The organism is Blautia sp. AM28-27 (assembly GCF_003480905.1).
Classification (GTDB): Bacteria; Bacillota; Clostridia; order Lachnospirales; family Lachnospiraceae; genus Fusicatenibacter; species Fusicatenibacter saccharivorans.
The window spans coordinates 26,098-45,991 of record NZ_QUJK01000018.1 but is presented as its reverse complement, the minus strand read 5'-3'; the positions used below and the strand labels follow the sequence as shown (position 1 = coordinate 45,991).

13 protein-coding genes are annotated in these 19,894 nt (G+C 49.1%); 2 read left to right on the top strand and 11 right to left on the bottom strand.

What is annotated here, in order from left to right; all coding sequences use genetic code 11:
• Nucleotides 1-6: 6 nt before the first annotated feature.
• The 5 genes from DW743_RS15485 to DW743_RS15465 all read right to left on the bottom strand — a co-directional run bounded on the left by DW743_RS15485 (nt 7) and on the right by DW743_RS15465 (nt 6,853).
• Complete coding sequence (locus DW743_RS15485) at nt 7-1,071, bottom strand: metallophosphoesterase family protein (RefSeq protein ID WP_117762056.1); 1,065 nt, start codon at nt 1,069-1,071, stop codon at nt 7-9.
• Between the two features lie 128 nt (nt 1,072-1,199).
• Entirely contained in the window at nt 1,200-2,591 is a 1,392-nt protein-coding gene (gene asnS, locus DW743_RS15480) for an asparagine--tRNA ligase (RefSeq protein ID WP_117762055.1), read from the bottom strand.
• Nucleotides 2,592-2,666: 75 nt separating this feature from the next.
• Entirely contained in the window at nt 2,667-5,135 is a 2,469-nt protein-coding gene (locus DW743_RS15475; protein WP_117762054.1) for a hypothetical protein, read from the bottom strand.
• Nucleotides 5,135-6,280 (bottom strand): class I SAM-dependent methyltransferase, encoded by a 1,146-nt coding sequence (locus tag DW743_RS15470; RefSeq protein ID WP_117762053.1) that lies wholly within the window; start codon nt 6,278-6,280, stop codon nt 5,135-5,137. Before DW743_RS15470 ends, DW743_RS15475 begins: the two co-directional genes overlap by 1 nt.
• A 147-nt stretch (nt 6,281-6,427) precedes the next feature.
• Nucleotides 6,428-6,853 carry a hypothetical protein gene (locus DW743_RS15465; protein ID WP_117762052.1) on the bottom strand — a complete coding sequence of 142 codons (426 nt, stop codon included), beginning with the start codon at nt 6,851-6,853 and terminating at the stop codon, nt 6,428-6,430.
• A gap of 163 nt (nt 6,854-7,016) precedes the next feature.
• Here DW743_RS15465 and DW743_RS15460 point away from each other — a divergent pair, with 163 nt between their 5' ends.
• Nucleotides 7,017-8,108 carry a TM7S3/TM198-like domain-containing protein gene (locus DW743_RS15460; protein ID WP_158568587.1) on the top strand — a complete coding sequence of 364 codons (1,092 nt, stop codon included), beginning with the start codon at nt 7,017-7,019 and terminating at the stop codon, nt 8,106-8,108.
• Between the two features lie 77 nt (nt 8,109-8,185).
• Here DW743_RS15460 and DW743_RS15455 read toward each other — a convergent pair whose 3' ends face one another.
• The 5 genes from DW743_RS15455 to DW743_RS15430 all read right to left on the bottom strand — a co-directional run bounded on the left by DW743_RS15455 (nt 8,186) and on the right by DW743_RS15430 (nt 15,934).
• Nucleotides 8,186-9,406, bottom strand: a complete 1,221-nt coding sequence (locus DW743_RS15455; RefSeq protein ID WP_158568586.1) for an ABC transporter substrate-binding protein — start codon at nt 9,404-9,406, stop codon at nt 8,186-8,188.
• 159 nt (nt 9,407-9,565) lie between these two features.
• A complete protein-coding gene (locus tag DW743_RS15450) occupies nt 9,566-10,231 on the bottom strand; it encodes an RluA family pseudouridine synthase (protein WP_117762049.1) in 666 nt (221 codons plus the stop codon).
• 894 nt (nt 10,232-11,125) lie between these two features.
• Nucleotides 11,126-13,414, bottom strand: coding sequence for a hydratase (locus DW743_RS15440; RefSeq protein ID WP_191892617.1), 2,289 nt, complete (start codon nt 13,412-13,414; stop codon nt 11,126-11,128).
• A gap of 119 nt (nt 13,415-13,533) precedes the next feature.
• Nucleotides 13,534-14,625 carry a PucR family transcriptional regulator gene (locus tag DW743_RS15435; protein WP_117762063.1) on the bottom strand — a complete coding sequence of 364 codons (1,092 nt, stop codon included), beginning with the start codon at nt 14,623-14,625 and terminating at the stop codon, nt 13,534-13,536.
• 196 nt (nt 14,626-14,821) lie between these two features.
• Entirely contained in the window at nt 14,822-15,934 is a 1,113-nt protein-coding gene (locus DW743_RS15430; protein ID WP_055219170.1) for an ABC transporter ATP-binding protein, read from the bottom strand.
• Between the two features lie 349 nt (nt 15,935-16,283).
• Here DW743_RS15430 and DW743_RS15425 point away from each other — a divergent pair, with 349 nt between their 5' ends.
• Nucleotides 16,284-17,099, top strand: coding sequence for a YesL family protein (locus tag DW743_RS15425; protein ID WP_070100805.1), 816 nt, complete (start codon nt 16,284-16,286; stop codon nt 17,097-17,099).
• 104 nt (nt 17,100-17,203) lie between these two features.
• Here the strand turns inward: DW743_RS15425 and DW743_RS15420 are convergent, their stop codons facing one another.
• Nucleotides 17,204-19,882, bottom strand: a complete 2,679-nt coding sequence (locus tag DW743_RS15420; RefSeq protein WP_117762047.1) for a sensor histidine kinase — start codon at nt 19,880-19,882, stop codon at nt 17,204-17,206.
• Between the last annotated feature and the right edge of the window lie 12 nt (nt 19,883-19,894).

Sequence of the window (19,894 nt, the reverse complement as noted above, 5' to 3'; positions counted from 1 at the left end):
TTTTTTTCAACTGTTCCTGCGTGCCGCCAGCAGTGCCTCGAGTCCATAGTCGAGCGCTTTCTGCGACTGCGTGTCCGTCTTTGTTTCAAACACTTCAATGTATGCACTGATGAGACTCGCACCATACGTTTTCTTTAACTGTTCCAGATCGTACGCCGGCCGCGTTTCGTCCTCTACTGAGATGATCCTGCCGCAGTCCATCAGCCGCTTCGGAGAAAATTCCATTTCCGCAGCACGGTGTCCTGTAAGTTTCAGACGGAGGATTTTTCGAATCTTCTCATCTTCCCGCAGCGCCAGCTCCTGTTTCAGCTTTGTCTCAAGCGCATACTGCGTCAGATCCTCCGTCACGTTCAGTTCCAGATCCTCGTACTCATATCCGGCAGACGGCACAAAACAAATCCTCGTTCCGTGCTCGTCCACCGTTCCGCGGATATATCCATGCGGCCCCATCTGCGTTTCGTCGGTCGGTTCGAGTGCGCCTGCATACGCCATTTTATCGGGGATCAGAATCCCCGGCTTGTGGATATGCCCGCACGCAATATAATCAAACCCCGCCTGTGCCATGCGGCCCGGATTCCACGGCATGTGGCGCGCATCTCCGCCGTGTGCAAGCAGCAGATGATACTTCATCTTCCCGTTCGGTTTCAAACCGTCCAGCCGGTTTTCCAGAATCTCTTTTTTATCATAACTGCATCCGTATACCGCCGTCTTTTTCTCCGGAACTTCGACACATTCCGGCTCCGGCGACAGAAGCATCACCACGTTGTCCGCCCAGTCGAATCCACGGTAAAAACTCTCCCGCCTCACATAATCGTGATTTCCCGCAATCAGCACGACGATCGTCTCCGGGATAGAAGCAAAGAGATCGTTGACCTCTTTTAGTTCCCGCAAAAGCGGCTGGCGCTGGAACAGATCTCCTGCGATCAGCAGAAAGTCCATCTTTTCCCGGCCGGCAAGGCGAATGATCCGCCGGAAACTCTCCCAAATCGCCTCCCCGCGCTCTTTGCTCCACGGAAATCCTGCATCCGGCTGCATGCCAAGATGTACATCCGCAATATGAAGAAAACGCATACGCACACCCCTTTCTGCCTTTATTTTCTCCGTTTACTACAATACGGACGTCAGGCGCACCCAATCCACATGGGATTCCACTGCACCCGGCATCCGTACTTTTCACTTTCTATATTGCTTTTCTTTTTTTACAGCTCGCAGTTGTTTACTGTTCTCGGGAACGGGATGACGTCGCGGATATTGCCCATTCCGGTCAGATACATGACGCATCTTTCAAATCCCAGTCCGAATCCTGCATGGTGGGTAGAACCATATTTTCTGAGGTCCAGATAGAATCCGTAATCTTCCTCAGCAAGTCCCAGCTCTTTCATACGGCCAAGCAGTTTCTCGTAGTCGTCCTCACGCTGACTTCCGCCGATGATCTCTCCGATGCCAGGAACCAGACAGTCCATAGCGGCAACGGTCTTGTTGTCATCGTTCAGCTTCATGTAGAACGCTTTGATCTCCTTCGGATAATCGGTAACGAAAACCGGTCTCTTGAAGATCTGCTCGGTCAGATAACGCTCATGCTCGGTCTGCAGATCGCATCCCCAGTATACTTTGTAATCGAATTTGTCGTTGTTTTTCTCCAGAAGCTCGATAGCCTCGGTGTAGGTTACACGGCCGAACTCAGAATTTACGACATGGTTCAGACGCTCGATCAGTCCCTTGTCCACGAAACTGTTGAAGAACTGCATTTCTTCCGGTGCATGCTCCATAACGTAGCGGATGACATATTTCAGCATTGCCTCAGCAAGCTCCATATCGTCCTCCAGATCAGCGAATGCGATTTCCGGCTCGATCATCCAGAACTCAGCTGCGTGGCGGGTGGTGTTGGAATTCTCTGCACGGAAGGTCGGTCCGAAGGTGTAGATATTGCGGAATGCCTGTGCAAAGGTCTCGCCGTTTAACTGTCCGCTTACGGTAAGGCTTGTCTTCTTTCCGAAGAAGTCCTGTGTGAAATCAACAGCGCCGTCCTCGGTTTTCGGAATATTGTCAAGATCCATGGTGGTTACCTGGAACATCTCGCCGGCTCCCTCGCAGTCGCTTCCGGTGATCAGCGGGGTGTTGACATAAACGAAGTCTCTCTCCTGGAAGAACTGATGGATCGCATAGGCGCAGAGGGAACGAACACGGAAGACTGCCTGGAAGGTGTTGGTTCTCGGACGCAGATGGGAAATGGTACGAAGGTATTCCATGGAGTGGCGTTTTTTCTGCAGCGGGTAATCCGGTGCGGAAACGCCCTCTACGGTAACTTCTGCTGCCTGAATTTCAAATGGCTGTTTTGCCTGCGGTGTTGCAACGAGGGTACCCTTTACGATGATGGCTGCGCCAACGTTCATTTTCGAAATCTCAGCAAAGTTTTCCATCTCATCGTGGTACACAATCTGCAGTGTTTCAAAATAGCTTCCGTCGTGCAGAACGATGAAACCAAAGGTTTTGGAATCACGTACGCTGCGGACCCAGCCGCCTACGGTTACTTCTTTGTCCAGGTATGCTTCCCGGTTTTTATAAATCTCTCGGATGGTTGTAAGTTTCATTGTTTTTTTCTCCCTAAATATTCATAGTACTTTCTTTATTCTAGCACTTTTTGCGTCATTAGAAAACCCCGCAAATCACTCGATCTTTACTTTTTTGATATAACTGATGAATACGTTGCCGTACTGTGCGAATAATGCATCGCTGTCATCGTCGGAAAGTGCGGTTGTCTCGCCCGTTGCCGGATTGTACAGCCAGGAATTTCCGAAAATATCGTATCCGGTCAGAAGCAGACTCTCGTTCTCGCCGGTCTTTACAACAACGCCGTAGCCGCTGCTGATCATGTAGAGAATTTCTTCTCTTGTGCAGCCCGTCAGGTTCAGCAGTTCGTAATCATCACCGAGTGACTCCTTCAGCACGTTTTCGTCCAGAGATGCACTCTGGAATCCCGACGGCATCGTTGTCTCGTCGAGGCGCATGCCCTGCTGGCGGTTTCCGCGCTCCCACACATAGGACTGGCTGCTGTTCAGCACAACGCCGACATTCTCATCGGCAAGCTGTACGGCCTCGGCCGGGGAGCTTAAAATGGCGATCAGTTTTCCTTTTCCATATACATAGTAAAGATCTGCGCTGCCTGTTTCGTACGACATCGTAAGATCGGTCCGTAAGGTTGAATAGATATATTTCGGTGTCAGTGTCAGAAGCGACTGTGTTTTGCCGCTCGTCGAGAATTCCAGAAGGAACTGCTGCTCTCTTCTGTCGTCCACCGTTGCCAGGCGGCCCGTCACCAGTTCCTGGCTCTGCTGCTCGCCGTTCATGATGTGATCCTCCGGCGCATCCGCATAGCCGTTTTCCTGGCGTACCACGCGGTCCAGCTCCAGAAGGCCGTCCGAAATCGACACGCCTGTCACATAATAGCCGTTCTGGTGATACTCTTTTTTCACGGTTCCGTCGATGCTGACAATCCGCACCGTATGCATAGCGAAAACTTCATTGCCGGAAATATCTTTTAAAATATCGCTGTCGTTTGCCATACCATAGACAAAGTCTTCATTGATAAAGCCAAGTGCCCGGATCTTCTGTCCGTCATCCGCCGCAAAGCGCTGCGTTTCCCCGCTCTCCAGATTCATCACTGTGATGTTCATCGCACTGCTTGCATTGTCCGCATCCATCCACGCGATGCTCTCCTGGCTTTCCGATACTACAAAGCAGTCCTCCGGGATACTTTCCCGGACCACCGTCGTCGTGCCGGTTCCAATATCAACCTTGCACAGGTTCTCATTCAGATAGAGATACATCTCTCTCTGCTTGTTGACGTAGGAGAGGCGGTCGAGCTGTTTTTTCAGCATCTCGTAGGAAATATCCGCCGGAACGAAAATCTCCTCGGTTGCCACATTCCGCTCGGCGCGATAATAGTAAACGGCTGCTCCCACTTCACCCTCGTGGTTTCCGCGGTTCATATAGCCATAAACAACAAACGTCACATCGCCCGCATCATCCACACGTACAATGTTGACATCATGCTCTCCGTGCTGTTCCCGGTCATCCATGCTGCCGTTCTCACGGAAGCTGAAAACGCGGATCGTCTTGTTGGCGCTGCGGTTGTAGCACCAGAGATCACCGTTTACTACAAATGCGACAATATCACCTGCCGTATTCGTCACATACTTGGTATCCTCGCCGGTCACACCGAGGTTAATGCCGGATTTCGTCAGAACACCAAGCTCCGGATCAAAGATCTGCTGTGCGCTCCGCTCGAAGTCCAGCAGAATAATCTCTCCGTCGGACTCTCGCATCCGGTAGAACTCGCTTACGGTATAATACTCCGTCTGTCCGTTCTCATCCTGCGCACTGATCATGTACTCCTGTTTGATGCTGGTCGTCGTCTCATTCGCTTCTTTGATCTGCTGCACCGGCTGCTGTACGATCGTCGGTGCGAGGCTTCCCCAGGAAATCTGGTCGAGGCTGGAATGAATGTTGACATTGAGGAACGAAGAATTATCCCCCGTCTCATCCGGCTCAAGCTGCGGAACGAGCGCTTCCGCCTGCGTTTTATCCAGGCATGTCTGCGCAAACATCTGCGTGTAGGCCAGATAATCGCCGACCTCCACGCCGTTGCGCTGTACAATGCGGGTGTAATACCAGGCAGACTGGCCGTTTCCGTAGGCAACCTCGAGCTTCAGCGTATATTCCTGATTCATCAGAATCGCGGTCTCTAACTGGAAGTCTGCTTTCAGATAGCTTCCGTCCTCGTCAAACGATTTCAGCACCGAGTTTTCAATCAGCGCTCCGCCGTCTGTGCTTTCCACCGTATAGGTCACGTTTTTAATTTTCTGTCCCTTCGCATCAATTTCCAGCGTAAGCGAACGGTCCATCGGCAGCGGTGTCAGGTTTTCTCTTGTCGTTACGCCGTTCATCTCCTGGCGGTATCCGTACATGCGGTTCACTGTCGTGTCCGCGGTCTTCATGTACAGCACCGGAAGACTCGCTGCGTCCAGATCGGTCGCATTCTCCGTCGTCTCGTGGCTCATCAGGTGTGTGAACACACCGACTGATGCGGCAAAAACAAGAAAAAGGATCAGAATCCTTGCTGCTCTTTTATTCATCACGGCTCCTCCTTTTCTGTGAGGAGGTCTGCCAGTGTCGGCTTCACATGGTACGCTTTCAGTTCTTCCGGCAGTTTTTTCGAGCCTTCCTGGCGTTTTACCGCGCGGATCAGAAGGTTCTTCGGCGTGTGCTCCATGTCGATGAACTCAAGAATCTGTGTCTCATAGCCTGCATTCTCCAGAAGCTTTGCCCGGATTCCGTCGGTCAGAAGCGCCGCCATGCGCTCTTTTAAGATGCCGTAATCCATGATCGGATACAGTTCTTTGTTTGCAATCTGGCGGTTCAGCTCATGCTGGCAGCACGGAACGGAAAGAATAACTTTTGCATTCCATTTGACGGCCTTTTCCAGCGCATAGTCAGTCGCCGTGTCGCACGCGTGCAGCGTCACCACCATATCGACCTCGTCGCGGCCGGTATAAGAAGCGATGTCGCCCTGATAGAAATGCAGCTTTTCATAGCCGTATTTCTCCGCCAGTCCGTTGCAGATCGCGATGACATCCTCTTTCAAGTCAAGTCCGATGATATTGACATCCAGTTTTTTCAGTTCGCGGAAGTAATAATACATCGCAAACGTCAGATACGATTTTCCGCAGCCGAAATCGAGAATCGTGATCTCGCGGTCCGATGGGAGCTGCGGCAGGATATCTTCGATGAACTCCAGAAAGCGGTTGATCTGGCGGAACTTGTCGTAGCGGGTCCGCACGATTTTGCCTTCTTTTGTCATAACACCGAGATCCTGTAAAAAAGGAACCGGGATTCCTTCTTCCAGAATATACCGTTTCTTCCGGTTGTGCGCCAGATTGACGGGTTTGCCGGTTCCTTTCATATGCGGTTTCTTTTTGATCGTCATCGTTCCCTTTTTGCTGACCAGAACGGATGCTGTGCAGGTGTCGGATTCGAGCTGCATCTGCTTGAATGTTCCGTTCATCCAGTCGCTGATCCGGGTGATCACATCGTCTTTTGTCATATTTTTATGAAACTCCTTCGTGCCGACGGTCTCCTGGCACTGAAAGAGCAGTTTTCCTTTTATTTCAACCGGGCGTATTCTCACTTTGGACACTTCACTGTCCCCTCTTGGGCCGCTGATCGTGATACGATACAGCCCTTCCCGGATTTCATCCTGTAATAATTTCTGTAATTCCATTTATACTCTCCAAACTTTCTGAATCGTTTGTAAACATGTGTAACAAAGCCCCTTACAACCCCGCTAATATTGTAATCTGTTTTCCGCAAAACCACAACAGAAAAATTATTAAAAATGTGTTACCCTCTTATTACTTTATGGCGCGGTTTAAAGCCACAGATTGTAATAATGTTTCCTCCTGCTCCGCCTCCGGAACATTTCATTATAAAAAAGAACGCCGATCAAATCGAGCAGTTCCTCTTCTGCCGTTTTCTCATCCTTCCCGCCGTTTTCCCTGCTGTACTGACGTGCGATATTCCGGCAGGTGTGCTCCATCATGAGCCGGTCCGGGAATTCGTCGTACATCATGCTGCCGCGGTAATCCATGCGGTCACACTCTGCCTCCACCAGCCGCTGCAGATCAGATGCCGTCCGGGAATAATACGACTGCATCCGCTGCCGTTCCCGCGCTTCCTGCTGCTCCTCCATACTTCTTCCCCATAAGGGCTGTGCCGCAAAAAACGGCTCCGGCCGCTCCATCGGATTTCCCTGATAGGAATTTCTTCTATTTTCATACACTCTATCCTGATTCATGCCTGTTTTATTTCCTTTTTGCTCTTCCTTATACCATATGCACACCGCCGCCATTCTGCCGTTTCCCAGATCTCAAACACAATTTCACTTGCCAAAACCGCCGTTCCGTACTAAAATACAACCTGTATCTATTTTTCCGATACATCATATAGGAGTGAATATCATGAATCTGAATATGCAAGCTTTCAACATCAACACGCTGCTTGGCGGTCTCGATAAAGTCCGGGACGTCATGGGTGTTTACCAGCAGCAGCTTCTTCTGATTGTGATTGTTTTTGCCCTGCTGAACTGTTTCTTCGGCTATACGCTCCGCAAGCTCTGGAGCGTCATTCCCGGATTTTTTCTCGGCGCGGCCGCCGGTTATGCAGCGGGTACCTACACGAATCAGACCACGACGATCACCCTGGCGCTTGCCGTCGGCACCGGTCTTCTGACCGCAATCATTGCCTTCGTCCTCTACCGGATCGGACTTTTTCTTCTGATCTGCGGGCTCGTCGGCTTTTGCCTCTGGCATCTCGTTAATCCAAACGATATCACAGGTTATGGACTCGTCGCCCTCGTCGCTTTCGTGATCGGCCTGATCTGCGTTCCGTTCGAACGCATTTCCGTAATCCTGGTCACCTCCATCTGCGGCGCCCTCACGACGACCCGCATGGCATATTTCTTCAAGGACCTCGATCTGAACATGATGTTCTGGATTGTCTCTGCCATTCTCGCCGCAGCAGGCATGCTCTTCCAGTTTAAACCGTGGAAAGAGGCGGACTACTGGGAGGATGACGACGATGAAGAACGCGCACACCGTGCAAAAGCGCGCGCCAGACGGAAGCGCAGATCCGGTTTCGATCCTCTTCCATCCAGAAAGAAGAAAAAGAAACGCCGCGGCTCCTCTTCCTCTTCTTCCGGCAACGCAAGAGATCCGTACCGCAGCTATCAGAAACCGTCGAACCGTACCCGTGTTTCGCAAAACACCATGTACGATTTCCGTTTTGTTCCGGAAGAACCTGACGATGACGACGATGAGAAAGATCTTCCGAAAATCATCCGCCGCCGGCCATCCGCAAAACCGGCCGCTCCGGAGGAGTTTGACGAAGAAGAAACATCCCCAAAAGCTTCCATGGGCGACACGAAGCCGTATACCTCTCCTTCCAAACCGCAGATCACCGAGGACGGCATCCCGGATGTCGATCTCTCCGCGATCCGGCAGCAGATTTCCGAAGAGGTACAGAGAATTTACGAAGACGATCAGAACTCGTAATCCGCACTGCAGCGCAGAAAACCCGGCAGGCAAAGGAACATTCCCTTGTCTGCCGGGTTCATTTTTTATCCTGATTTTCAGTTATAAAGATACTTCTGATTTGTCTCCAGATCGATCGTGTCTTTGTCGAGCCACTGATATCCCGTATCGATCTTCTGATCTACCGGAAGTCCCTGAATCGCGCGGACGGCCGCCACGATTGCCGCATAGCCAAGACCGTACGGATTCTGCGTTACGGTACCGTACTCGCGTCCCTCCTGGATCGCTTTCTGCTGTTTTTCACCGGAATCAAAACCGACAATCTGAATCTGCTCAGTATTTTCCATATCTGCCAGCGCATCCAGCGTCTGGTCTGCCATGTCTTCGTTCGTACAGAAGATGCCCTTCAGAGCCGGGTAGGTTTCAAGTGTATTCTTCAGCATGTCCGCGATGGATTCTTCTCCATCTCCGTAATTCACCTGAACCACTTTCACGTCGGTATATTTTTCTTCGATCTCTTTTTTAAATGCTTCCACGCGCTCTACGCTGCTCTCGGTGTTGTACTGATGTGCAACAATCGCAACCTCTCCGCTGTTGCCGATGGCCTCGCAGAGATGATCTGCCGCAAGCTTTGCTGCCGCTGCGTGATCAGTCGCACATGTCGAGGTGATCAGATCACTCTCGATGCCGGAATCCGCGATGATGACTGGAATCTGGCTGTCGGAAGCCTCTTCCATCTGTGCCTGTCCCGACTGCTGGTCAATGATGCCAAGGATCAGCGCGTCCGGATTTTCCGAAATGACAGAGTCGATGATATTGATCTGAGAGTTGGTGTCACTTTCATTTTCCGGGCCTTCAAATGTCATATAAACTTTGTCGTTTCCGGTGTAGCCAAGCGAGGCGTTCAGATCGTCAAGTGCCTGCTGCGCACCGGCTTTTACGGCTTTCCAAAAACCGGCACTTAAGTCTTTTGCAACCACGGCGATGTAAGAGCCTTTTTCAACGGTAAGTCCATCCACGGTGTCGTACAATGCTTCCATGCCGTCTTTGTGCGGAACGGTGATTTCTATTCGTTTTTTGTCTGCTTCTTTTCCTTCATCTCCAGAGCTTTCAGAAGATGTGGATGCACTGGCTGACTCTGCTGTAGAATCTGCGCTGGACGATGAGGCCTCCGGGCTTTCTTCTGCCGCCGGAGTTTCTGTCACTTCCTGAGACGACGATGCTGCGGTGCTCTTGTCTGTCACTGCTTCTTTTCCGCATCCAGCTGCCGAGCACAGCAGGATTCCGGAAAGCAGTACTGCAATCATTCTGCGTTTCATAATTCTCCCTTTCTGCTTTGCCTGATGAATCATTTTCCATTACTTTTTACAGTTTTGTTACATAACCTTTCTCTATTATACACAAACCGTAAAAATAGTCCAGTCCTGTTTTCTTATGATTTTCTGAACTTTTTTGCAATTTCACATAGCTCTGAATAGTTACACAAAGCTGTGGAAGATTTCACCTTCTGGTTTTACGGTAAACGAAAGCCGTTTGCCTGTCCGCGGATGCTTCAGCTCGAGATGATGCGCGCACAGCGCCAGAGATCCTTTCTCTTTCGCCCCATATTTTGCATCCCCCGCCAGCGGATATCCCGCATGGGAAAACTGGACGCGGATCTGATGGTGGCGGCCCGTTCCGAGGTGGATCCGCACCAGGGTTCGGTTCTCCTGTGTCCTTATCACTTCATATTCCAGCACCGCTTTTTTCGCTCCGGCGGTGCCTGGCTGTACGACGCGGGATGTGTTGCTCCGTCCGTCTTTTACAAGGAAATCCTCAAACTTCTGCACGCCCTGTTTTTCGATTTTTCCCTCACAGACGGCGAGATACTCTTTCTTCATCGTCCCGTCCTTCACCTGCCGTCCCAGTTTTCCTGCGGCGTCTTTGTTTTTTGCAAACACCAGCACGCCCTCAACCGGCTGATCGAGCCGGTGAACGACCGCCAGATATGGAATCTGAGTCCGCGCCTGACCCGGTGTTTCCGCCCTTGCCTGCTTCGCCAAATAATTCAGCAGCGCATGCTCCAGATCCATCTGTCCCATCCGCGCATTCTGCACTGCCATACCCGCGTGCTTGTGAACAACAAGAATATCGTTATCTTCCATTAAAATATCTTCTCTGCAAAATCCAGCCACTTTCTTCTCCTGTCCTGACTTCTTATTTTCGATACACGGATTTCTCCGCTGTTATGCTTTAAGAAGTATGCACCATTTCCGCCGCATCTGTCAAGAAAAACATGCCCGGCTGACGAATTACACAACACAGAAAGCGATCGCCATACCAATCATTTTTTCTGATACAGCGACCGCTTTTTCTTCATTTTCCATATTCAGTTTTTTCTCTACTTTCAAGGATTTTCACTGGTTTTCTTTCTTTACCGATCTGTGATCTTTGTTTTCGCTTTCGTTTGATATTTCAAAGATCGTTTCTCTTCCATTTCCCTGTTGTAGATTTTCTTTTTTGGGGAAGATGTTCTTTTTCAGAGGCTTTTCCTTTGCGGTTAAAATTTCCACTCCGAAAATCTTTTCCTTAGGATTTCCTAAGATCTGCTCTGATCTCATGTTTATCAAAAGGTTTTCTTTCGAACTTCTTTTGTATGGATCTTTATCTCAGGTTTTCTTTCCTTTCGGAAGTCTCTCATCTTAAGAACATCTTCCTTTTCCCTTTTTTTCCATTCTTCTATAGAAGATTTCTCGTCTCTTTCTATGAAAATGGTTTGTTCTCTTGAAAAGGGGGTCCCAAGTCTTTCTCTTTGTACCTCTTGGTTAGGTTTTTGTTTTCTTGTTTCTTTGTGATTTTAATATAACAGATCCGCCAGCATTTGTCAACACATTTTTAAAATATTTTTACTGTTTTTTTATATCACTTTTCCTTTTCTTAATTATTGTGTTTATTTTCTGAATTTTATATTGTTTTCTGATATTTTGTTTCAAATAAGTGCGCAGAAAAAGAGCTATGAAACAGACTTTTCTCCTGCCACACAGCTCTTTCTCAAATACTTATCCTCTATAATAGTTGATCAGGCATCCCTTACAGATGATTTCTCTCTCATCATCGGTCAGCGCGCCTAACGTCATCTCGAACGGAACAAGTGCTCCGTCTTTTACAACGTACGCTTTGATCACATCGGCTTTCTCTTCCACTGCCTTGCGGATCTCCGGTACAAAGATGTAATCTCCGTTTGTAAACGGCAGATCTCCCTCCGGGATCAGGAATGGAAGCATGCCCCAGTTGATCAGGTTGGAGCGGTAGCGCTTCGTTGCATACTCGTTGGCGATGTTTGCCCAGCCGCCTAATACCTTCTGGCAGGAAGCTGCCTGCTCACGCGCAGAGCCGTCGCCCGGTTTTACAGCGAAGATGGTGGATCCGACACCGACGTTTGTCTTGTCGATATCCGGGTACTGGGTATGGATGGCTGCGAAGACCGGTTTCAGTTCCGGAAGTGCCTCTGCCGGGCAGTTTCCTTCCTGGATGGCTTTCTCTGCGACCTGTACTTCTTTTGCACGTCCCACGTAAGCCGGATCTTTTCTTGACAGGGTGAACTCTGCCAGTCCGAGCGGGTTGGAACGGAAGGAAGAAGTCTCGCCGGATGGAATCAGCTCGTCGGTTGTCGTAACCGGATCGTGGATCTCGGAAACAACCTTCAGAATCAGGTTCTCGGCAAGCTGCGGCATAGCCGGCCAGTCTTTGATGTTCGGTCCGAACTGGATTTCTACAGACGGATCTGCCACACCCTTGCTGTCGAAGACACGGTTCTCGTAAATCTTCTTATCGAAGTGGTATGCCGGTTTCGTGTATGTTCCGGTGAACTCGTCTGCTGCGGTCAGGAATCCCTTGTTTGCTGCGGTTGCTGCAATGGAACGTGCATCCATCAGGGCAACAGAAGAAATCTGGCCGTTCTGGATCTTGGATCCCTCGCGGTTCGGGAAGTTTCTGGTGGAGTGACGGATTGAGAACGCATTGTTTGCCGGAGTATCGCCTGCGCCGAAGCACGGTCCGCAGAATGCGGTTTTTACGATCGCACCGGTTTCCAAAAGGTCTGCCAGTTTTCCGTTTCTTGCCAGCTCCATATAGATCGGGGTACTTGCCGGGTAAACACTTAAGGTGAACGCATCGTCGCCAATGCTGTGGCCTTTCAGGATATCGGCTGCGTCGCAGATGTTCTCAAATCCGCCGCCGGCGCATCCTGCGATGATTCCCTGGTCTACCAGGAGTTTTCCGTCGTGTACTTTATTTTTCAGAGTGAACGGAACTTTTCCGTCGAGGCTGATGGCTGCTTTCTTCTCTACATCGTTCAGGATGTCATCGAGGTTTGCTTTCAGCTCTTCAATGGTATAAACATTGCTCGGATGGAACGGCATCGCGATCATCGGTTTGATCTTGTCGAGTTCTACTTTTACAACGCCGTCATAGTAAGCAACCGCGCCAGGATTCAGCTCTTTGTAATCTGCGCTTCTGCCGTGGATCTGATAGAACTCGCTGATCTTCTCATCGGTTCTCCAGATGGAGGACAGACACGTTGTCTCGGTTGTCATAACGTCCACACCGATCCGGTAATCTGCGCTTAAGGAAGATACGCCAGGTCCTACGAACTCCATAACTTTGTTCTTTACGTAACCATTTGCAAAGACTGCACCGATGATGGCAAGTGCAATATCCTGCGGTCCTACGCCCGGCTGCGGTGCGCCTGTCATGTAAATTGCGATCACTCCCGGCATAGCGATATCATATGTTTTGGAGAGAAGCTGTTTTACCAGCTCCGGTCCGCCCTCGCCCATGGCCATGGTTCCGAGTGCACCGTAACGGGTGTGGGAGTCGGATCCGAGGATCATTTTTCCGCCGCCGGCAAGCATCTCGCGGGCAAACTGATGAATTACTGCCTGATGAGGCGGTACATAGACGCCGCCGTACTTTTTCGCACAGGTAAGACCAAACATGTGGTCATCTTCGTTGATGGTTCCGCCGACTGCGCAAAGGGAGTTGTGGCAGTTGGTCAGCACGTACGGTACCGGGAATTTTTCCAGTCCTGACGCGCGCGCGGTCTGAATGATTCCAACAAAAGTAATGTCATGCGATGTAAGTTTGTCAAATTTGATCTGCAGATTTTCCATGTTGCCGGAAACATTGTGGTCTTTTAAGATTCCATAGGCAATGGTTTCTTTTGCAGCATCCGCCGGACACGGCACAGCGCCGGTACGCGCTTTGAGTTCCGCGCGGCCTTCTTCTGTATCCGGGATGATATCGATTCCGTTGACAAGGTATGCACCTGTGTTCAGTAATTCAATCATGTCGTTCCTCTCCTCTTGTTGTTGATAAAATGTTAGGGTCAAAAAGTCTTTTGACCCCTTCGATACCCGGATTGCTCCGTGCTTTGCACTCCCGCAATCCTGTACGGCTCTGAACGGTTTTACAGATTTTCGCTGTTGTTCATATACGTCATGTAGCTTACGACCATCATGGCAATTTTAAAGGTCAGCGCATCGTCAAATTTACGAATGTCGAGTCCTGTGCTCTTCTCGAGCTTCTCCAGACGGTACACCAGAGTATTTCTGTGTACATAGAGCTGACGGGATGTCTCGGACACATTCAGGTTATTTTCAAAAAATTTATTGATTGTGGTCAGTGTTTCCTCATCGAACGTATCCGGCAGATTTTCGCCGAAGACTTCGGTCATAAACATTTCGCACAGCGGAATCGGGAGCTGATAGATCAGACGGCCGATGCCGAGGTTGTTGTATGGTACCACGTTTTTGTCTGCGTAGAAAATTTTTCCTACTTCGAGTGCCATCTTCGCCTCTTTGTAAGAACGCGATACACTCTTGATCTCGTTGACCGGATTTCCGTAGGAAACGCGCACCTGGGACATGGCCTCCGCATTCAGCATATCCACCAACATTCTTGCGGTCTGGTTCATATCCTCGAAGGTGTCGGTGTCTTTCAGTTCTTTTACAATGATAATGCTCTTCTCATCGACTGCGGTGATGAAATCTCTCGGTCTTGAAGCAAAGAGGCTCTTTACTGTCTCCTGTGCGCTGATGTCTTTTTCCAGCTTCGTCTCTACCATGTAAACAACGCGGCGCACATCTGTGTCGATGCGAAGCTTTTTCGCGCGGTTGTAGACATCCACCAGAAGAAGATTGTCGAGAAGAAGGTTCTGGATAAAGTTGTTTTTGTCCAGACGCTCTTTGTATGCAATGATAAGATTCTGAATCTCACATACGGCAACCTTTCCGATCATATATGCATCGTCGCTGCTTCCTTTAGAAATCAAAATATACTCCACATTCTGGTTGTCATATACTTTAAAATAATGATATTCCTGTACAATCTGGCTGTCCGCAGCGGATAATACAAAAGAACGGATGCTTTCTGCATCAATCGCGGTTTCCGGGAATGTGGTCACCAGCAGAACACCATCCGTATTCGTCACACATAAATCAATTCTCGTAATATTTCTTAATTCATCAAGGGTTTTCTGTAATACCTGACTTGATACCAAATCTGCCACTTCCTTTCTCCTGGCGTATTTTACTCCAGGGTGCGTCTTATCTATAACTATAGCTTATTTTTTTCTCATTGGCAACTATTTTTTGCTTCGCAAAAGGAGGGCGGTGCATATGCAAAAAGGACCGGCATCCGAACGGATGCCGATCCTTTTCTCTATGTTTGCGCATACGCGCTGATGTTCATATGGATTAGTTGGTAATGGTGATCTCTGTCTCTTTGTCGAACAGATGAACTTTCTCCATATCCAGAGCAAATTTAACGGTATCACCGCTTCTTGCAGTTGTACGAGGATCTACGCGGGCTGTCATTGGGAAGCCTTCGCAATCGAAGTACAGGTAAACTTCTGCACCTAACAGCTCGTATACGTTGATCTTGCACTCAACTACGCTGTCTTTGGAAGTTTCGATGAACATCTGAGAATCATGTACGTTCTCAGGACGGATACCCATAACAACGGTCTTTCCGTCATATCCGCCGTCGATAACAGCTTTTGCTTTGGAAGCCGGCAGTTTCATGTTGTATTTACCAACAGTAAGAGTAACGTCGTTTCCGTTAACTTTTACTTTTGCATCCAGGAAGTTCATCTGCGGAGATCCGATGAATCCTGCAACGAACAGGTTGCCCGGTGCGTTGTACAGGTTCTGCGGGGTATCTACCTGCTGAACAACTCCGTCTTTCATAACAACGATTCTGGTACCAAGTGTCATAGCCTCGGTCTGGTCATGTGTTACGTAGATGATGGTAGCGCCCAGTCTCTCATGCAGTTTGGAAATCTCGGTACGCATCTGTACACGAAGTTTTGCATCCAGGTTTGACAGAGGCTCGTCCATAAGGAATACTTTAGGATCACGTACGATTGCACGTCCCATAGCAACACGCTGTCTCTGACCACCGGAAAGAGCTTTCGGTTTACGGTCAAGCAGTTTCTCCAGGTCAAGGATTTTAGCTGCTTCTTTAACCTGTTTGTCGATCTGATCTTTCGGAACTTTTCTCAGTTTCAGACCGAATGCCATGTTATCATATACGGTCATGTGTGGATACAGAGCGTAGTTCTGGAATACCATTGCGATATCACGGTCTTTCGGCTCTACATCGTTTACTACTTTATCGTCAATTTTCAGAGTACCATCGGAGATCTCCTCAAGACCTGCGATCATACGAAGTGTTGTAGATTTACCACATCCAGATGGTCCTACGAAGATGATAAACTCTTTGTCAGCGATTTCCAGGTTGAAGTCTTTTACTGCTTCAAAACCGTTCGGATATCTTTTTGTAATGTGCTGTAAAGATAAACTTGCCATTTTTGAATCCTCCCTAAATGAACATCATGCGTTTTATTATGAGTTTTGCATTTGCATCTCTCTTGCTTATGGGATTAGTATACCTTTTCTACCCGCATTCGACCATGCCACAATTACACAAACTTTCCTCCGGCAGATTGGCAATTCTGCTTTCGGATTTTCTCGAACCGTTCTCTTCTGTCCACTTTGCACAAACAAAATGTTCACTCTTATACAAAATGACGAAACGAAAAGTTTATATTCTCTTCATTGCATTTTTCTGAAAAATTCGCTATACTTTTCTATGATGTCTGCCAGCCGGAACGTTAATCGGCGGCACACTTAATTCAACAGAAAAGAGGAACAAATTATGAGTTTTTTCAGCCTGGACAGTAAGTTCTCGCAGATTATGGGCCGTGTCTTCGACCTGATGATGCTGAACATTATTTTCCTTATTATGTGTATCCCGATTGTGACAATCGGCGCCAATTTCACAGCAATGTACTACGTCACGCTGAAGATGATCAAAAATGAGGAGACGTATATCTTCCGTACCTACTGGAAATCCTTCCGCGAAAACTTCAAGCAGGCAACTGCCATCTGGCTCATCCTGCTGGCGGTTCTGATTGTTCTGATTCTTGATCTTCTGCTGGTCATGAGAATGCCGGGTACCATCACCTACCTGCGTTTTGTTTTCCTGGTACTGATCTTTTTCGAGGCCATGGTACTTTCCTATGTATTTCCGGTACTGAGCCGCTTTGACAATACTGTAAAAAACACGATCAAGAACTCCATCCTGATGGCAATCCGCCACCTGCCGTGGACCATCATGATCCTGCTCGTCAATCTCTGTCCGCTGCTGATCTATGTATTCTCCACGACAAAGATTGTCAGCTATCTGATTCTTCTGATGTTCCTTCTGGGCTTTTCCACGGTAGCGCTTGGATGCTCCTGGTTCTTCGTAAACAAAATCTTCCCATTCTATATGCCTGAGGAAGAAAACGAGGTTCTGACACCGGAAGAAGAATCCTTACGGGCACTCGAAGCAATGGACAGACCAAGCCCGCTGACTGAACGTTCCGATGACGCTGCTCCGGCTGAAACTACCGATGCTGCAGAAACTGCTTCGGAAGAGGAATCTGCAAGCCCGGCTGAACAGACAGAAACAGACGAAACAAACGAATAAATAAACTGCATTTCATAAACAACTCCCCGCCGGGAACCGCATCTGCTGCGTGTTTCCCGGCGGGGAGTTGTCGTTTTCTATTCTCTTTTATTTTTCAACACTTCTCAGGCATCCTGCTGTGCTTCCTCCTGTACCGCTTCCGGTACGATCATCGGAGGCATCGGTTTTTTCTCCTTTACAGCTTCATCAAACGTAATCGTAACCTTGAACAGGTCGCCGTCCAGATAAATGTTGAAGCTTCCATGCTGCAATACCGTTAGGTTCTTTGCGATTGAAAGACCCAGGCCGCTGCCCTCGGTGCTCCGGCTGACATCGCCGCGGATAAAACGCTCCGTCAGTTCATCTGCCTGGAAGTTCAGCGGGTTCTCGGAAATGTTCTTGATCGAGAGCTGAATCTTTCCGTCTTTTTTGATGGCATCCACATAAACCCGTGTTCCCGGCATGGCATATTTGCAGACATTTACGTACAGGTTCTCAAGCACGCGCCAGATGCGGCGGCTGTCCGCACGGATCAGAAGCGGTTCCGGCTGGAGAATACAGATCAGGTCGAGATTGCGGCCTTCGAACCGCTCCGCAAATTCTCCGTTCACCTGCTGTACCAGTTCATTCAGGTTCAGGTTCATGAATTCCAGTTTAATATTTCCGGAACTGATCTTCGATGCCTCGACAAGGTCCTCCGTCAGCTGTTTCAGGCGCTGTGATTTTTCGTCGAGTACGCGGATATAATCTTTCGCTTTCTCGTTTTCAATATTTTCCCGTTTCAGCAGATCGACATAATTAATAATAGAAGTAAGCGGTGTCTTGATATCGTGGGATACGTTGGTGATCAGATCCGCTTTTAAGCGCTCGCTCTTCATCTGCTCCTGCACTGCCGCTTTCATTCCCTCTCCGAGCGAATTGACAATTCCGGCAAGCTGAAGGTTGTCTTCCCCCTGCAGCTCCGTCAGGTCAATCTTGTAATCCAGATCGCCCGCAGCAATCTCTTTTAAGCCATGTTCAATCTGTTTTCTTCCGGATGCCTCGCGCAGCAGAAGAAGCAGCACTGCGGCATCCATCACCAGGGTAAGGAATACGCCGAACATTCCGAAGCCGCAGCAGAGAATGATCTGCACGCCGCAGAAAACGCAGAACATAAGGATCGTTCGCTCCGACTCCTGTCTGCCTTCATAGAAGGTTCTTCCGGCAGACACGATCCGGTGGCCGACGCAGTACAAAAACGACTGTTTCCAGACGTTGCGTGCTTTGATCCGGCGCACCAGTGAGCAGTACGGAATCAGTGTGATCAGAAATCCGGCGAGGATGCCCGATGCGGCCACCAGGCTTCGCCATGTATCTGCTTCATTTCCATAGGATCCGCTGTAGATGTAGTTTCCGTCAAAATTCTGGATATAATGAACGCCGCCGTAGGAAAGTTCGATGCAGACAGCAACGATTCCAACTGCTCCCATCACAATCAGGATGGCGGCTGCAGCTGCGATTTCCGTGTACCACTGATCGAAAAAGTAAAGGCGGATTTCTTTGTTTTTTCCATTTCTTCCTGCCTGCAGTGTGAACAGGACCAGGCAGACCAGCGTTCCGATTCCGCCAACTGCAATCATCAGAAGAAGGAGCTGCATTTTCGGAAGCCACTGGCTGTAGATCTCACTGTACTGGGAGAAATAGTCGCTTGCTGCCAGATCCGGATCCAGTGCAACAAAGATCTTCTGATAATTATCTGCAATCTGATTGTTCAGTAGATAGCTTCTCGCTGCTTCCACGGCCGGGCTGTTTTTTCTTGTTGCATAAGAACGGACTTTGTCGGCACCGCCGGTCCGGTCAACAGCAAAGGCGAACGGATAGGGCGATTTCTGCGCAATGGCTGTTGTGTAACTATTTTTCCAGGAATCCACATTCGTATAGATATTTCCTTCTTTATCCTCCAGACAGTACCAGAGATTGTCATCGTCCGCATCGACGCTGATGCCGCTCTCCTGGTTTTTAAAAGCAGCAACTTCTTCCGTGACCCCGGAAAGTGTCATATACAGATCGCGGATGGATACCTTTTTCAGATTTGCCGCCGCGTACTCATAGAGGTACGTTCCCGCTTTCGTTTTCTGCGTTTCCAGGCTCATTCCCTGATCGTATAGATACAAAAACTGGGAGGAAACATCAGCAGGATCAATTTTTTTCTCTTTCAGGCTTTTCACTGCATTATCGGAAGGAAAGTAGACCTCGCCGTCCGGGGAAAAGCTGTCAAACGTCTCTGCATCTGCCGCGCTCACTTCTTCGGTGAGTGCGGCTACATCCGTCTCTTCTGTTTCCTGGCTCACGTCAGTTCCATCTTCGTATGCAAGATAGGCTTCTTTGTCAATTCCGGCATCGTTCGTCGCATAATTGTCCGCAGTATACGCTGCCACCTCATTGAGGTCTGCGCTGCTGCCGTCATCGTACATCTTGACAAGCTGGTCAATGGTGTACGTTGTACTTATCCCGCCGCTTCCCTCTCCATCGGTTGCAAAGGCACGGTAATCAATCTCTTTTGTTCCGTCGTATCGACCGTTTGTGCCGAATTTACTCATATCATTATAGTAGCTCATGACGTTATGAAGCTGCCGCTGCACCAGTGTGCCGCATGCGGTGGTTTCTTCAAACGCATACTTTTTTGCTGCCGCATTCGGCGTCAGGCCGACGCTGGAAAGCATCAGTGTCTGAATGCCCCCGAACAGCGCACTGGCGGCAAAAACGATCAGCAGAAGAAAAACGATCAGCTTCCCCGTCAGGCTGTAGAGTTTTCGTTCTTTCACAATTATTCACTC

Coding starts and splice junctions, on each gene's coding strand:
- DW743_RS15485 (WP_117762056.1), bottom strand. CDS start 1,071: ATGCGTTTTCTTCATATTGCGGATGTACATCTTGGCATGCAGCCGGAT.
- asnS (WP_117762055.1), bottom strand. CDS start 2,591: ATGAAACTTACAACCATCCGAGAGATTTATAAAAACCGGGAAGCATAC.
- DW743_RS15475 (WP_117762054.1), bottom strand. CDS start 5,135: ATGAATAAAAGAGCAGCAAGGATTCTGATCCTTTTTCTTGTTTTTGCC.
- DW743_RS15470 (WP_117762053.1), bottom strand. CDS start 6,280: ATGGAATTACAGAAATTATTACAGGATGAAATCCGGGAAGGGCTGTAT.
- DW743_RS15465 (WP_117762052.1), bottom strand. CDS start 6,853: ATGAATCAGGATAGAGTGTATGAAAATAGAAGAAATTCCTATCAGGGA.
- DW743_RS15460 (WP_158568587.1), top strand. CDS start 7,017: ATGAATCTGAATATGCAAGCTTTCAACATCAACACGCTGCTTGGCGGT.
- DW743_RS15455 (WP_158568586.1), bottom strand. CDS start 9,406: ATGAAACGCAGAATGATTGCAGTACTGCTTTCCGGAATCCTGCTGTGC.
- DW743_RS15450 (WP_117762049.1), bottom strand. CDS start 10,231: ATGGAAGATAACGATATTCTTGTTGTTCACAAGCACGCGGGTATGGCA.
- DW743_RS15440 (WP_191892617.1), bottom strand. CDS start 13,414: ATGATTGAATTACTGAACACAGGTGCATACCTTGTCAACGGAATCGAT.
- DW743_RS15430 (WP_055219170.1), bottom strand. CDS start 15,934: ATGGCAAGTTTATCTTTACAGCACATTACAAAAAGATATCCGAACGGT.
- DW743_RS15425 (WP_070100805.1), top strand. CDS start 16,284: ATGAGTTTTTTCAGCCTGGACAGTAAGTTCTCGCAGATTATGGGCCGT.